13 protein-coding genes and 1 pseudogene are annotated in these 15,874 nt (G+C 49.2%); 2 read left to right on the forward strand and 12 right to left on the reverse strand.

The window, feature by feature from the left end:
• The 9 genes and pseudogenes from ACWA6V_RS05740 to mrcB form a co-directional block, all read right to left on the reverse strand.
• Positions 1–401, reverse strand: a pseudogene (locus ACWA6V_RS05740) (DNA topoisomerase IV); the annotation flags it as partial.
• A 143-nt stretch (positions 402–544) separates the two neighbouring features.
• Entirely contained in the window at positions 545–1,492 is a 948-nt protein-coding gene (locus ACWA6V_RS05745; RefSeq protein WP_449521585.1) for a tetratricopeptide repeat protein, read from the reverse strand.
• Positions 1,493–1,877: 385 nt separating this feature from the next.
• Entirely contained in the window at positions 1,878–2,303 is a 426-nt protein-coding gene (locus ACWA6V_RS05750) for a phosphate ABC transporter substrate-binding protein (protein WP_449521586.1), read from the reverse strand.
• A gap of 12 nt (positions 2,304–2,315) precedes the next feature.
• The gene (locus ACWA6V_RS05755) at positions 2,316–3,512 is read right to left on the reverse strand and encodes a DNA topoisomerase IV (RefSeq protein WP_449521587.1); all 1,197 of its coding nucleotides are present in this window, start codon (positions 3,510–3,512) and stop codon (positions 2,316–2,318) included.
• A 132-nt stretch (positions 3,513–3,644) separates the two neighbouring features.
• Positions 3,645–5,255 carry a methyl-accepting chemotaxis protein gene (locus tag ACWA6V_RS05760; RefSeq protein ID WP_449521588.1) on the reverse strand — a complete coding sequence of 537 codons (1,611 nt, stop codon included), beginning with the start codon at positions 5,253–5,255 and terminating at the stop codon, positions 3,645–3,647.
• A 220-nt stretch (positions 5,256–5,475) separates the two neighbouring features.
• A complete protein-coding gene (locus ACWA6V_RS05765) occupies positions 5,476–5,811 on the reverse strand; it encodes a hypothetical protein (protein ID WP_449521589.1) in 336 nt (111 codons plus the stop codon).
• A gap of 57 nt (positions 5,812–5,868) precedes the next feature.
• A complete protein-coding gene (locus ACWA6V_RS05770) occupies positions 5,869–6,417 on the reverse strand; it encodes an RNA polymerase sigma factor (RefSeq protein WP_449521590.1) in 549 nt (182 codons plus the stop codon).
• 5 nt (positions 6,418–6,422) lie between these two features.
• Positions 6,423–7,202: a DUF6249 domain-containing protein gene (locus ACWA6V_RS05775; RefSeq protein ID WP_449521591.1), complete on the reverse strand. Its 780-nt coding sequence runs from the start codon at positions 7,200–7,202 to the stop codon at positions 6,423–6,425.
• 152 nt (positions 7,203–7,354) lie between these two features.
• The gene (gene mrcB / locus ACWA6V_RS05780; protein WP_449521592.1) at positions 7,355–9,700 is read right to left on the reverse strand and encodes a penicillin-binding protein 1B; all 2,346 of its coding nucleotides are present in this window, start codon (positions 9,698–9,700) and stop codon (positions 7,355–7,357) included.
• Between the two features lie 225 nt (positions 9,701–9,925).
• On the opposite strand from mrcB, the gene ACWA6V_RS05785 reads away from it, so the two are divergent.
• Positions 9,926–10,927, forward strand: coding sequence for an adenosine kinase (locus ACWA6V_RS05785; protein WP_449521593.1), 1,002 nt, complete (start codon positions 9,926–9,928; stop codon positions 10,925–10,927).
• A gap of 68 nt (positions 10,928–10,995) precedes the next feature.
• Here the strand turns inward: ACWA6V_RS05785 and ACWA6V_RS05790 are convergent, their stop codons facing one another.
• A complete protein-coding gene (locus ACWA6V_RS05790; protein WP_310072872.1) occupies positions 10,996–11,172 on the reverse strand; it encodes a PLDc N-terminal domain-containing protein in 177 nt (58 codons plus the stop codon).
• 286 nt (positions 11,173–11,458) lie between these two features.
• Here ACWA6V_RS05790 and ACWA6V_RS05795 point away from each other — a divergent pair, with 286 nt between their 5' ends.
• Positions 11,459–13,633: a TonB-dependent siderophore receptor gene (locus ACWA6V_RS05795; protein ID WP_449521594.1), complete on the forward strand. Its 2,175-nt coding sequence runs from the start codon at positions 11,459–11,461 to the stop codon at positions 13,631–13,633.
• A gap of 77 nt (positions 13,634–13,710) precedes the next feature.
• Here the strand turns inward: ACWA6V_RS05795 and ACWA6V_RS05800 are convergent, their stop codons facing one another.
• Together ACWA6V_RS05800 and ACWA6V_RS05805 are read right to left on the reverse strand one after the other, a co-directional pair.
• Positions 13,711–14,850: a hypothetical protein gene (locus tag ACWA6V_RS05800; protein WP_449521595.1), complete on the reverse strand. Its 1,140-nt coding sequence runs from the start codon at positions 14,848–14,850 to the stop codon at positions 13,711–13,713.
• A gap of 110 nt (positions 14,851–14,960) precedes the next feature.
• A partial coding sequence (locus tag ACWA6V_RS05805; RefSeq protein WP_449521596.1) for a tetratricopeptide repeat protein occupies positions 14,961–15,874 on the reverse strand: 914 nt, incomplete at its 5' end.

The following is a 15,874-nucleotide window of genomic DNA, read 5'->3' on the forward strand; positions in this document are numbered from 1 at the left end:
TATGAATAGCCTACATCCAGAAAGTCTGAGTACATGTACAACGGAGTACGCAAACGGCCGGCGCGCACCTTGCCATTATCAGATGCCTGCCAGGTGAGGTAAGCCCATTCGGCATCCACCTGGTAGTCATTTTCACTGCGCGCGAGCAACTGTGCAGTTGCGGTAATTCGCTCACTCACCTTGCCGGTCACCTGCAAACCCAACAGGTTGCGGTCAAAGGTTAAATCCTCTTCGCTGTAACCATCGTAACTAACGCTGGTTTCATCATCGACCATGCCGCCACCAACCGACAAGAAGCCGGAGATGCCTACATCCGCCGCTTGCGCGAGAGGCGCTAACATCACGCTCGCCATGGCAAGCGCCATGCCATGCTTTTTGTGTATTTTGTTAATTAAACTCATCAATAACCTCTCCTAAAGTTAGCCACAATTTTCCACAACACATTTCAAACAACATCAATTAACCAATCAAGAATAGATACTCATTCAGGATTTGTTTTTGAATTTTCATGCGATGATCTTTCTATCGAACCTTCACTTCACTCTCACTGCTTTTTAGTTACACGCATTTCATCGAGCATTTTTTTTGCTTTGGCATTACCTTGGGCGACCGCTTTTTGTAACCAGTCTTCTGCTACAGCGGAGTCTTTTTTTGCACCTTTGCCCGTGAAATACATGTAACCAACAATTAATTGGGCTTCGTCATAACCCTGGTTAGCCGCTTTTAAATACCACTCGAATGCCGCTGAAATATTTTTATCCACACCCATTCCCTGGTCATACATGTAACCCAACATGTATTGCGCATTGCGATTGCCCGTCTGGGCGACTTCATTAAACAGGGAAAAAGAGAGGGGATAATTCTGGGCTAATATCTGACCATTCAGATAAAAATACGCGAGCGTGTATTTAGCATCAAGATGACCTGCATCCGCTGCTTTGCGATACCATCCTAACGCGCCATCAATGTCCTGCGGAACACCATCACCTTTGTACAAGATATTGGCGAGTTCATATTGCGCATCAAGATTGCCATTAGCGGCGGCGCCCTTAAACCACTCAACGGCTTTGGCAATGTCTTTTTCATGCAGATTGCCTTGGTAATACACGAGCGCCAATTCATATTGCGCTGCGACTGAGCCCTGTTCAGCTGCTTTGCTCAACCACTCGATGGCAGCGTCTGTATCCTGCTCGACGCCTTCACCCGCAAGGTACATCTTGCCAATCTGGTAACTCGAATCGATATAACCCTGGCTGGCAGACTTTTTAAACCAGGCTATTGCACGACCGGCATCCTTGGGCATGCCTAAACCATCCTTTTGCATCAGCCCCAAATAGTATCTCGCCTCAGCATTTCCCACCGATGCCAACTGGCGGAACTCTGCCAGCGCGATATCGTATTTTTGTTTCTTAAACGCTTTAATGCCGTCAGTTAAGGTGGCGGAGGCTGCCATGCTAACTACACAACCAACGAAGATCAGAAACCATTTCATGTTCAAACATCCAGAGTGCTGTAGTGGTTTTATAGGGTGCAACTGCGTGCAACCTCTTTTCCAAGGTACAAATAGTTTCCACGCAAATTCAGCCGCAGCGAAGGTCATTGCGCGCGGTGATGAGGGCATGGAGGATTGAAGTTATTATTAAAATGAGGAAAAGCGCAGGCGTTAACTGCTTGGCCGGCATATATAGCCTTGTCGCATATATCATATTTTCATATGCATCCTAAATTGTCGCACAACTGATTCTCGTATGCATATTTCAGTGCCAAAAATGTGTTTGGGTATACATTTTAGACGACTAACAAGGCCCCTCTTGCTACGGGGTCTTGTTACCAAATGATGAAGATCATCGTTATCAACTGGCTTCACCAGCCCACAATCAAGGTATTTTGAATACCACCTTCACAGTCGCATCTACCGCTCCGGCATCGACATAGCCGATCATATTGGGATTGGCGGCGATTAAGGCTTTTACTGCAGCATCATCGCCGGCATCTTTGGGTGGAGTACCTTTACCCGTAAACACCAGTTGCGACCAATAGGCCTTGTACTGGTTGGCGTTTTTCTTACAAACAGCTTCGTTAAACTTATCACGCGCGGCTGAACCCTCATTTTGGTTGACCGGTACCGCCTGCGCTCCAGAGGGAAAGCTTTTACTTTTACCGAGGAATAAGCGCGCGACATCGTCTTCAGTGAGTGAATCAAAACCGGCCGACGGATGCGCAATCACCGCAACTTCAGCCCATGCAAAACTGGCCAGAGCGAGAGTAAATGTTGCTGCCAACAAACGAATACATTTTTTCATGATGGCATCCCCCTAAAACACAGTTTGCAAGGCGACGGAGAAAACCTTCTGATCACCTGCCGTCTTATTATCAACGTCATCGACCTGAAACTTGAGTGCGGTGCTGGATGCAACATCCCAACGAACTCCAAGTGAAAGCACATCGCGTTCGGTGACTTGTGATTGAGCGATGGCCTGCAGTGTACCGATCAGCACATTGGTGCTGCCAAATACAGGCATTGCCTGATTTGCGGAAATGCCCGCTTCAGGGTGGGTGGCTTCATCTTTGGCCTGCGAGCCGGTTACATGAACTAGCCAGCTTCCTGCGCGCACACCCGCCATCACATATTGACGAATATTTTTAGAGAGCACCGCATCGCCCGGATCAAACTCTACATATTCTGCTGCGGCAACAAATCGCCCCGTATCAATATTGAGGCCAAATTCAGTGAAGACCGCATCATCTTCTTCCACTAACAAACGCGCTGCATTGTCGGCATAGCCAAGTGCAGTCAAGGTCGTTGCAAATCCCCCCATGGTAGTTGTGGGGCTAATGGGAATACCGCTCACATCAACAGTTAATTCCGCTTGGTGATAAGCCGCTCGTAAGGTCCACCAATCTTTACCCAGGGTGCCCGACACCCCCATTTGATTGCGCGTTTTGGCTTCAGAAGGTGCACCACCCAGTGTCAGTTCATCATCAAAACTACCGAAATAAGCCTGAAAACTGGTATCAAATATCCCCAAGGTTTGGGTCACATAAAAATCAACGCCATCCACATTGTTAAAAGGCAAGTAATACACTTCACGCGGAGGAGTGATCCAGGAATAGGCATAGCCTACATCGAGAAAATCAGAGTACATATAAAACGGGGTGCGCAACCGACCTGCACGCACCTTGATGGAATCAGATGCCTGCCACGTCAAATAAGCCCACTCAGCATTCACTTCATAATCTGTTTCACTGCGTGCAATCAGCTGTGCAGTCGCGGTAATTTTTTCATTGACTTGCCCGGTCACCTGCAAGCCTAAAAGGTTTTTATCAAACGTTAGATCCTCTTCATCATAGCCACCGTAACCGGGGCTATCTTCGTCATCGATCATGCCGCCGCCAACCGATAAAAATCCCGATAAGTTAAGATCGCCCGCCTGTGTTAACGGCGCCGCCATACAAAGTGCAATGATCAAAGCAAGACTGTGTTTTTTACGTATTGAATTCATTTTTTTCATGTGCGTGCAACTCCTAATGTTTAGCACTGCCTGTGCTTGAACTCCCTGACTACATAGTTAACGCTGCCGTGCGGCGCTAAAACGACTGAAAAATTAAATGCAACGATTAAACACGACGATTAACCACAGGAACTAAACCCGGAATTGGCTGGCGACTTTGCGCAGCTCCTGACTGATGTGCCCAATATCGTGGCTGATTTCATTCAGCTCATTGGTACTGCTGGTAACCAATTGTGTGCTGTTATAAATTCCGTTCACGTGTTCAGACACATGAGAAAATGTCACCGTTTGCTCGTGAGTGGCGGCGGCAATTCGTTCATTGATGCTGCTGATGGTTTCCACATTATTCAAAATAGAATTGAGTACTTCACCCGAGGCGACTGTCGCTTCTACTCCGCGATTTGCACGCTCAACACTGCCCTGCATGGCAGTCACTGCACTCGCTGATACTGAGCGCAATTCGCTAATCACTTTATGAATTTCTTCAGTGGCTTGGCGGGTGCGCACCGCCAAGCCGCGCACTTCATCAGCGACCACCGCAAAACCGCGCCCATGCTCCCCCGCGCGCGCTGCTTCAATCGCCGCATTGAGTGCAAGCAAATTGGTTTGCTCGGCAACATTTTGAATGGTGTTGAGCAATTGCCCCACATCGGATGAAAATTCTTCAAAGCGATTCACCACACCCGCAGCACTGCGCACCTCTTCTGCCAGAGTGCTGATAGTGGATACATTGGCCGCAAGAGTTTCTTTTCCACGTGCGGCAGCACTGCTGGCATCCTGCGCCTGATGCGACGCATTGCCCGCAAACTCGGCAATCTCACTTACCATTTTCATCAAATCTTCAATCGAGGTACGCATGCTGGAAATTGCAGTAGCCTGTTCGTTAATACGCCCCATGTTCTGGCTACTGGAATTAGTTAGACGTGTTGCCACTTGCGCCAACCCACTAACGTCTTGGCTGACATTGGCAAAAGAGCCATGCAACTTCTCAACAAACGCATTGAAATATTTCACCAGATAACGAATTTCATCGTGTCCTGGATAATGAATTCGCTTGGTTAAATCGCCCGCTCCTGAGGCCATTTCTTTTAGCGATTCAGTCACTTCATTAATGCTTGAAGTAATTGAGCGACTGATAATGGAACTCACCACTAACAGCGCCACTACTGCGCAGATGGAAATAATTAAAATAATGCGCGCAGCACTTCTGGAAGACTCAACTGTTTCACTAATCGATTCATTAAACCGTTTAGCAGTTGTTGTTTTCATGCTGGATAAAGATTTGCGCAACGCTTTTAATTTGTCAGCGTTCGCTGCTGCCTCGGCGCCAACCTGGTTAAAATCGACTGTGCCCGCGATAAAACTTTTGGCGATGCGAATTGCCGTGGTATACCAATCTTGCAACTGTGCATCTATGTCTTTTACTTGCACTGAAAGATCAGCGCTGAGGCTGGATAATTTTTCCAGATTCTGGCGGATTTCCTGATAATGTTTATCGGCATCAGTGAGTACTTGTTCATCGCCAGTGGTTACCGAGCTATTAATTTGCTGCTCCATCAACAACAACGAACCTAAATTGATAGTGGTTAATTCAAGGGTTGGATAAATACGCTGCTCGACATCAGCCAAACGACCACTGTTAGCACGCTCAACCCACATGGAATAACCTTGAGTAATCACAAATCCCAAGAGCGCAATAGTTACTAACAACATTAACTTTTTAGCGATGGTCAAGCGGAGCATTAGCCTTGCCTCAATGAACATGGTGTTTTAATAGTCATTTGGGTATAGCAGCCGCTCACAGAATGCGCAAACGCGATAAGAGGTTTAGCGCCATAAAGGCCTGAGTGAAATTACTGGTCAGCATTTAAAACGCTTAAAAAAAATCGCCTAATTACCAATGGCAATTAGGCGATTTTTTGCGGGGCATTTCATGCGTTGCTAATATCGTTATGCGATACCCTTAGAGCAACGATTTTGGTTTGAGGATCAACACTACCAGCGCGACAAACAGGAGCGCGGCCATAACCACCGCGATCATCGCAAGGCTGTGCATATCCAGCGTAAGCAACCAACCATAGGCGGGCTGAATCAGCTCGCGCACGGAGAATTGGCGCAACACCAACACTGCAATCAGGGTGACGGGAAGCAGCACAATCAGTTTTTCCAACCAGGGATTCAAGCGTTTTTGCGCGGGCAAGTTTGCCAGCACGCGTGCGCTAAAATCGCCATCATCAAGGTAGGGGCTGGAGCCCTGCAGCTGCAGCCGCAGGAAATCATCAAAATTCTTGTCGTTCATAGAGCGACCTCGTTTAGCCACTGTTTCATTTAACAAAAGTGTCATTTAACAACAGTTTCAATCAGGTAGGGCATCCTGCCAGGATGCCAATAAAGTTTGCAGCTTTTGTTTACCGCGCGCTATGTGCGTTTTCACAGTGCCGAGCGGTATACCCATAATCGTGGCCGCTTCTTCGTGGGAAAAACCGTCTTCAAAGCATAGCCGAATCGCCAACTGTTGCCCTGCACTCAGGGTTTGCATCGCGGCCTCAACATCTTTTTGTGCATGATATTGCTTTACGCTGCACTGTTCAGCTTCGATCTCTTCATTCTCGTCGAGTTCACACCATTCGATTTTTTTCGCGCGCCAGCGGTTGGCGGCAATATTGAAGGCGATGCGATACAACCAGGTGGAAAACTTGGCTTCTGCTCGAAACGCGCCTAGCGCAGCATAGGCCTTCATAAAAGCCTCTTGCGCCAGATCGTCCGCGAGGTGCGTATCGCCGTTGCACAGGCGTCTTGCCCAGATGCGCAACGGCGACTGGTAGCGCAAGACCAGCTGGGCGAAGGCATGCTGATCCTTGCGGCTAACCACCCGCGCAATCAATTCCTGATCGGAAAGGGACATGCTGGTTAGTCCTGCTGCCCAGCCTGTTCGCTCGCATTAGGTCGGTTCAGATACCAGATAACCACTTGGGATGCACCCAGCGCGATCCAGATAAATCCAGCCGAACCTATATCAAAACCTACCATGATGGTGAGGAAAACCAACCAGCCGGTGCCGAGGAAAATATTGCGAATCCCCTTGTCGCGGCTGCCCACAGGCTCATCGCGCCGCGGTTCATCACCGCGCAACAATTCGACGGGAATATCGCGTCCCGCAGCGAGTAACTTGTCGATATTCATATTGATATCTTGCTGGCGACGGCGCTTGGCGCCAAAGAAAAACACCAAAATCAAGATTAATAAAAGAATGGGACCGCCAAAAATAAACAGGATGGCGAATATGGGAATCAACAGCGCCGGGTTAAAATCTCCATCATCTTCGTGATCGCCACCAAAGGCTTGGCTAAGGTTTTTTTCCCAGTCGCGCTCCCAATTCTGGTTGTCGCGTACCCAACGCTCGTTGTCTCGTTTCCAGCGTTCATTGTCCTGCTTCCAACGCTCATGATCCTCGGCACTGGGCGGCTGAGGGGGTTGTTCAGGTGCAATGGCATCGGGGCTGGCCGGAGCGGCTGACGGCTGGAGAGCGTCCGTTTGAACCTGGACGGGCACTGAGCCATCGACTGTTACCACTGTGCCCTCCAGCTCTGCCGCAGAGGCGGCCAGACTGTAGGTAACGGGGAAAGAGCAGACCAGCGCGAGGCCGAAGGCACTCATCAAGCGACGCGGCAAGCTTAGGAATAATGTCATGGGAAAAGCCTCTCAGGAAAAATCCGGGCAGGATTACATCAATATTGCCCCCAACTCACAAGCTAAGACACAGTCTAGTGAGCTTCAGATTCACCTGAGAAGTTTATTTTTTTGACGCACAGAAAGCCGGCCAGATCACCGGCTTACGCAGATCAGTTCACCAGCTTCTGCCAGAGGTTCCTGATCGGATTTTTGCCTGCCATATTGCAATCCGCCGATTCGAGCGGGCGGAAATCGTCGCGCAGTGGCAACCAAACGGAGCCTTCGCAGGTCTCGGCGCCGAGCTTGCCGGTTTTGTCATCGATCCAATCAAAACTAACACCGGAGGGCGGCTCTTGCTCCAAACTGCGGGTTGGCAACTGCTTCATAAAATCCGTCCAGACTTGCAAGGCGCCACCGGCACCGCTGAGGGGAGTCGCGCTATTGTCATCGCGTCCGAGCCACACAATCGCCAAATGTTCACCACTGAAGCCCGCAAACCAGCTATCGCGCTGATCGTTGGTAGTACCGGTTTTGCCGGCCAAGTCGATATGCGAGGGAATCTGGTTGTAGGCGCTGCGCCCGGTGCCTTCGCGCAAAGTGCGCTGCATGGCGTATTGCAACTGGAAGGTCGATTCATTGGAGAAGCGTTGCTCCAATTCAAGTGGATAGCGCTTGAGCGGTTTGCCGTCGGCGGTGAGCACTTCGCGAATCGCATGCAGCGGTGTGTAGACCCCTTCAGCGGCGATGGTGTGGTACATGCCCGCAATTTCCAACGGCGACATATCGATTGACCCCAGCAACATTGCCGGCAGTTCCGGTACATCGCCTTGATAGCCTGCGCGCTTTACGGTTTTGGCAACCGCACCTAAACCGAGCGTCATACCCAAGCGTGCAGTGGATTGGTTGTAGGAATAGGCGAGACCTTTGTAGAGCGGAATATCGCCATGGTCTTTTTTGTCGGCATTTTGCGGAGCCCACCATTTGCCACCAGATTTATAACTTACCGGTGCGTCGCTGATGATGGTGCCCAGGTTGTATTTCTGCGGAATTTCCAGCGCGGTTAGATATACAAAGGGTTTCAGCAGCGAACCGACTGGGCGCTTAGCATCCAGCGCGCGATTAAATCCGGTGAAGCGTGGATCGCGGTCGCCGAGCAGTGCGAGAATTTCACCGCCGCCCACCGATGTGACCACCATGCTGCCCTGCACGTTTTTTGTTTTGAATTGTTTCTCCAACTGCTCGACACGGAACTTCATGGATTTTTCCGCCTGGCGCTGCACCATAGGCGAGAGCGTGGTGAAAATACGCAAGCCTTCGCTGCGCAAATCATTCTCTTTGTAATCCTGATTCAACTGGCGCTTCACCAAATCCATAAAGGCGGGATAGGTTGTGGAGCGCGATTCACCTTCGGCCACAATACCGAGTGGCGCTGCCTGCGCACGTTTGAGTTGCGCATCGTCAATCAAGCCTTCCTGCTTCATCACGCCCAATACCACATTGCGTCGCTCTTTCGCGCGCTCAGGATTGCGCCAGGGATTGTAATAAGAAGCTCCTTTCACCAAACCTACCAACAAGGCTAATTCATGGGTATCCAGTTCACGCAGGGGTTGGCGGAAATAATGCTGCGCACCCAGCGCAAAACCGTTGATCGAACGCGAGCCGCTCTGACCTAAAAATACTTCATTGATGTAGGTTTCCAGAATTTCCGATTTGCTGTAATGCACTTCCAGCAACACGGCCATAATCGCTTCCGGAATTTTGCGCCGCAAAATGCTCTGCTCATTGGTGAGATAAAAATTCTTCACCAACTGCTGCGTAATTGTGCTGCCGCCCTGCCTTACACCACCACTGCTGGCGTTCACCCAGGCTGCACGCAAAATCGCCAGCGGTGATACACCGTGATGATCGAGAAAATGCTTGTCTTCCACCGCCAATAAGGTTTCGCCAAGTAAGGGCGGCAAATCTGCAAGGCGCACCAGCAGGCGATCCTCTTTATCGGCCGGATAAAAACCGCCGATCTCCTCTGGCTCCAAACGCACCAGCGGCAAATCAGCACCGGCTAAATCGATCAAGCCCTGCACACTGCCGTTGTTAACACGCAGCATAAATTTGCGCGCGACTTCTTTTTTATCCCAGAAATCAAAACCGCGGCTGTGGATGTGGTACACAACTTCATTGGAACCCGCGCTGACTTTTTTCAACACCTGGCCGGGTGTATTCGCATTGCCTTCAAAGCGATAACCCAGGGCGCGCAACTCCTGTTCAAACAGCGCAGGCGTCAGCGATTGGCCTTGATACAACTCCAGTGGCCGCGCATAAACGCGCGCAGGCAGCGACCATTTTTTGCCCTCAAATTTGCTGCGCACCACTGAATCCAGATACAGCGTCCAGATGCCCATCAACGCCACCACCAACAGCAGACCATAAAAAATCCAGATACGCGCCAATGCCCAGCCGCGACGCGGGGCAGAACCGGATGATTTAGTGCGACGGGTAGTAGAGCGGCGTTTAGTCATAGGCAATCTTAGTGATGAGTGAAGCAAAGGGAGGGATGCACCGGGTGCAAAATTCGGGCGCCAGTTTAACCGCCACACCCGGTGAATGCGAGGCAAAATCCATGTGATTGGATGCGATCTATGCACTTCTGCTTTATCGGGCGAGGCGAATTTTGCATAATGCCGCGCAAGTTCACACTCCCCCGTCATCCGACTATCACCCCCAATCAAAAGGCATACCGGCTTATGAGTAAGCAATATCACATTTATGGCATAGGCGCGGCCTTGGTCGATACTGAAATCACACTCACCGATACCGACCTCACTACCATGGCCGTTGCCAAGGGTGTAATGACTCTGGTGGATGAGGATCGCCAAAATGCGCTGATCGATTATTTGCAAAACCACTTGGTTGCCTCGCATCGCGCAAGCGGAGGATCAGCGGCTAACAGCATCATCGCCGCCAGTTATTTTGGCTGCAATAATTTTTATTCGTGCAAAGTCGCCAACGATGAAAACGGCGCGTTTTATTTAAACGATATTCACGCCGCCGGTGTTGCAACGCCCACACATATCACTCCACCGGCAGGCATTACCGGAAAATGTTTGGTGATGATTACCCCCGATGCAGAACGCACCATGAATACCTTTCTCGGTATTAGCGAAACGCTCTCCGTCAATGAGCTGGATGTGGCGGCAATTGCACAATCGCATTACGTGTATATCGAAGGTTATTTAGTTACCTCCCCTACCGGCCGCGCCGCTGCGATTGAATTGCGCAAGCACGCCGAAGCGAACAACACGAAAACGGCACTGAGTTTATCGGACCCGGCAATGGTGCAATTTTTCCGCGACGGTTTAGTGGAAATGATTGGCGAGGGTGTGGATTTAATTTTCTGCAACCGCGACGAAGCCATCGGTTTTACTCAAACACACTCGATTGAAGAAGCGGTTGAAGCACTGAAAAAATATTGCACACAATTTGCGATTACCTGTGGCGGCGATGGCGCGTTGGTATTTGATGGCGAGCATTTAACACAAGTGGCCGCACAACCAATCAAACCACTCGATACCAATGGCGCAGGCGATATGTTTGCCGGGGCATTTTTGTATGCAATCAGCCAAGGCAAAAACTTTAAAACGGCCGCGGAATTTGCCAATCTCGCAGCGGCAAAAGTAGTGAGCCAGTTTGGTCCGCGCTTAAAAGCAGAACAGCATGAGGAATTAAAGAAAGGATTTTTTAACTAAGCGCATTTCAAATCACAGCGTGAGTGGAGCACAAAGTTAAGCTCCACTCATGCCACAAAACCATTGCTTTACTTGGGGCCAAACAGGAACCATAAAATAAAACCCAGGAATGGGAGCAACAAGAGCACCACAATCCAGATCACTTTATTTCCCGTACTTGCACCGCTTTGTGCTGTTTTTACAATCGCGTAAACAACGCAAATAAGCAAAATAAAACCTAAGACACCACCCACTTCAACATTCATATTTTGCTCCTAGTTGTATGAATTCATTATAAAAACCGGATTCGAGCAGACTAACACTTATCCCCTCGGAGACTACTAACTAAAACACCCGACACACAGGTATTGCTACATTTTGTGGCTGCTTTATTACGCTGCAACAACCACACCACTACCATATCCAACTGGCAATAATCTCTTCCCGTCAAACAATATCACTTAAGAATTTATATCTTTCGATAATGATAATTATTGTTATTTGTGACAAAATGCGCCTCTTTCTAGTCTTGTCCACTATTTGGAGCGCCTCATGAAATTTACGCTATTACCTCTCTCTGCTGCCATTTTGCTGGGTTTTCACGCGCAATCAGGTCTGGCGCAGGGTACTGCCAAGGATGCATCAACCCAGAAAAACCAAAGTGCACTCGAAGAAGTCATCGTGACAGGCAAGTACAGTGTTGGGCAAACCAAGACGTTGGATACCGCAACTGGTTTGGGGCTGACCATAGAAGAAACACCACAGTCAGTATCAATTTTGACCTTTGAGCGGATGCAGGATCAGAACATCACTTCTGTTTTAGAGGCAGTGAATAATGCTGTGGGCGTTACCTCCGAAGAAGTGGACAACGTGCGCAATAGCTTTTATTCGCGCGGCTTCCAGATTGACAGCTACCAAATCGACGGCGTGCCTACCTCCTGGAGTTTGGGCGGCGATTCAGGCGAAACCGTCGCTGATACCGTGATTTACGAGCGCATTGAATTTGTACGTGGAGCAACCGGTTTGATGACCGCTGTAGGCGACCCATCGGCCTCTATCAATCTGGTGCGTAAACACGCCAGCAGCAAGGATTTAACCGGGTTTTTGGATGTAGGTACCGGCAGCTGGGAAAAAAGAACCCTTGCAGCTGACGTATCCAGCGGATTAAACGAAAGCGGTAGCGTCCGTGGGCGTTTAGTGGGCCGCTATTTGGGCGGAGAGTCTTTCGTTGATTATTACGAAGACAACAAAAGCACTTTCTACGGTGTACTCGAAGCTGACCTGACCGAAGCGACCTTGGTGCGTGTGGGCGCCAGCTATCAGAACAATGACCCTACCTCCACCGTATGGGGCGTATTGCCCGGCTTCTTCTCCGACGGCACCAGACCCGATTGGGATGTATCCAAAACCACCGCGATGGACTGGAACCGCTGGGAATCAACCAACACCAATTTCTTCGCCAGCATCAATCACTCTTTCTCGAATGGCTGGGAGTTGCTCGCTAACTACAACAAATTGCATTACGAAACAGAGGCGCGCCTGTTATACGTGTACGGCTCGCTGGATAAAACAACCGGTGCCGGCCTGAACGCCCAACGCTACCGCAGTAATGGCGAATCCAAACAAGACAGCTTCGATATCCAGCTAAAAGGGGATTTCACCCTCTTTAACCAAACCCACGATCTGGTCGTGGGCGCGCTGCGTGCCGACCAGGCAGCGGAGACATTTACCCAACTCCCTCTGGGTGGTGGCTCTTGCTTCGGGTACGACTGTGTTCCAGTGGAGAATTTTTATACGTGGGGCGACCTGCATGAACCTGAGTGGTCAGAGGAGCGCACCCAATCCCAGGATATTGAAACCGAGCAACGCGGTTACTATGCAGCTACCCGCCTCTCGGCTACCGATAACCTCAAATTTATTCTCGGTGGACGTGTAGCAACCTGGGAACGCAACGGTTTTGACTGGAGCGGCGTGGTTGATTACGGCAATGAAGATGAATTTATCCCCTACGCAGGTGCACTCTACGACCTGACCGATGCGCACCGGGTCTACGCCAGCTACACCGAAATATTCAAACCGCAGAACAATCGCGATGCCGATGGGAGTTTTATTGACCCGCTGGTGGGCGAAAGCGCGGAGATAGGCTTGAAGAGCCGCTTCCTCGATGACCGCCTGCAAACGACCATTGCCTACTTTGATATCCAACAAGACAATCTGGCGCAGCTCGACACCGCTTTTGTCGGCACTCCAGAGCAAATGTATGCCTATATTGGTGCCGAAGGCGCACAGAGCAAAGGCTTTGAGATTGAAGTGGTTGGCCAACCAATCGATGGCTGGAACATTAGCGCAGGCTACTCACAATTCACCATCGAAGATGCTAACGGCAACGATCTAAACACCGACAACGCGACCAAATCCATTAAGCTTTTTACGTCTTACCAATTCGGAGGTGCACTTGATAAGTTAATGGTGGGAGGCGGCGTTAATTGGCAAAACGAAACTTACTCAGAAGGTATTAACCCTGCAAATAAACCCGACAGACTCACTCAAGATGCCTACGCATTGATCAGCCTGATGGCTCGCTACGCCGTTACCGACGACCTGAATGTTCAGTTCAACGCGGCTAACGTGACGAATGAAAAATACTACTCACAAGTGGGATATTTCAGTTCATACCGCTACGGCACACCACGCAACTACACGATCACCATAAACTACAAGTTCTAACCCATCTGCTCCGCAGGCCATGCACATGGTCTGCGGTTTTTCCCTGTTACCTGCCATACCGAATATACTTAGCTTTTTCAGCGGGCATTAGGTATTGGATTTTTGTGAAATTCCACAATCATCCTATCCACTATCTGTTTCGCAGTAGTCAGTTTACTGACATCCGGATTTATTTTTCCATCTTTCCCTGAGTGATGTCCCTGTCCAATCAATGTCAGGCGGTAGAGCTGTTGATCACTTCTGCGATCCACAACAGCTTCATACACAACCGAGGGTTGGGCAGAATAGCCATCGCCAGAATAAATGGCATCATCAGGAAAACTGTCACTGGAATAGTATTCGTTAAAATCAAACGATTGGTTAATTTCAAAACGAATGCGAAACTGTTGTGGTAGCGTGGTGACTGATTTTGTCGTTAACGAAAAATGCTCCAGCATGGTTGCACCGGCATAGGCATCCAATAGGGGCGTAGAGGTTTCCGGTACCATTCGATCATCAGCGGATTTCAAACCAAGCGCATGCAAAAACACGGGCAGCGATTCGGGCCGCATGCGATCATTTTTGCTTGCAGTATCCCACTGGTATTCAAAGCTTTCACTGCCATCCTCATCCGTAGCAAAAGGGTTTTCCGTAAAAACTTGCTGCGGATTTTTTTGCGTCACCTTGTTGGCAAAATTATTAGCCGCTAATTTACCAGTGACATAGAGCGGCTGGATAAATTTTCCATCCAAAGTTTCCAACCAAATGGCGTACTGGGGCCACATAAAATAGGCGCCTTTGCGAAATTCAATCGTCAACTCCTCTCCACTAGCGATAGCGGGCTGTATGCGTCGGACTTGATAAACCTGTTGTTCATTCATCGCATTTTCAGTAGCCGCGCGCAGGGTTTGCCCCCAGCGATAAAACTGCACAAAGGGTGCCGCCTGGTGGTAAACCAATATCAGCAGCAATACAAACACCCCAGCACTTCCCCAAGGAACCCAATGGATTTTTGCGGTACTGTTATTCTTGAGATAATTTTTAAGTGGCCTGAAATTATTTTTCACATGCCATAGCAACAGCAGCAGTAACCAAAAACCGAAAATAGTGTGCAACAAAGCAATTAAATCCTGATGCGGCTTCAGGAACATCAGTAGTGATGTAACAAAAAGAATGGTTAAGCCAAGAAAAATAGAAAGGCTGATAAAACTGCGCCAACGGAGTTGATTGGAAGCCATAAAGTGAACCCTTTAGATATTGTCGGGCCACTTTGGCTAACCAATAGCGTTTCACACCAATGAAACTTTATGAAATTTTATGAAACTGGCGGTTTACAGCCGCAAATTGGTTAATTCATCATCAAATTTGGCAGCTCAATGGGTAGCTTATGTTTTGCTATCAACTCTTTTAGCTGGCTCATTTGCTCAACCAATAAGTCGTTTCGTTTTTGATGACGGTAAAGATCGATTAATTTTAAGCGCGTTACACTTACACCGATAGGGCAAGCAATAGACTGGTGGTGCCCCATTGCCTTGCTATAAAAGCCCTCTGCTTCATTCAGGTCGCCAGCTTGCTGTGCAATATCCCCCCGTAAACTGGTGATATACGCCTGATACAAACTATCAAATTCACGCTCTGCCAAGCCCCCGGCGAGCAACAAATGTTTCTGCGCCTGCTCTATATCACCGAGCGCAAATTCAGCTCTGGCTAACAAATAATAAAATACATATGCCCTGTTATATTGCTGCTGCCCTGCTGTAGCGATAATGTTGTTCGCTTCATCTTTTGACTGCGCCCAACGCGCTTGAATCTGCTCCGATTCAATCAGCAGTTGATAGGCAAGAAAGTTATCCGGCTCCAGCGTAACTGCGGTTTTTAACAGTGCAATAGCCGCATCCGTTTGCCCCTTGCTCCATTTATCCCAAGCTTCCGCCACAAGGTTAGAATTAAACTCTTTGTTCAGATGCGACAGTTCCAAACGCGCATCGGTTTTAGCAGCGATCACCTTGGCCAGACTTTCGACCACCTTATCCAGCTGGTTTTCCATAATCACACCGGACGTTTGACCTGTTGGTGTGAACAGCCGATACAACAAGCGGTAATCATTCACTGAACCCGCCAATTCCAAATCGACCACCAGACTCGAACCGGAAATTTCAAAAATCCGATTGGCGAGCTGAATGCGATCCTTCATATCCCCACCGGCCACATCCAACAAATGCAACACATAGGGAACATCAACCACTTGAACATGGGGCGACG

It is taken from the genome of Cellvibrio sp., from assembly GCF_053579595.1.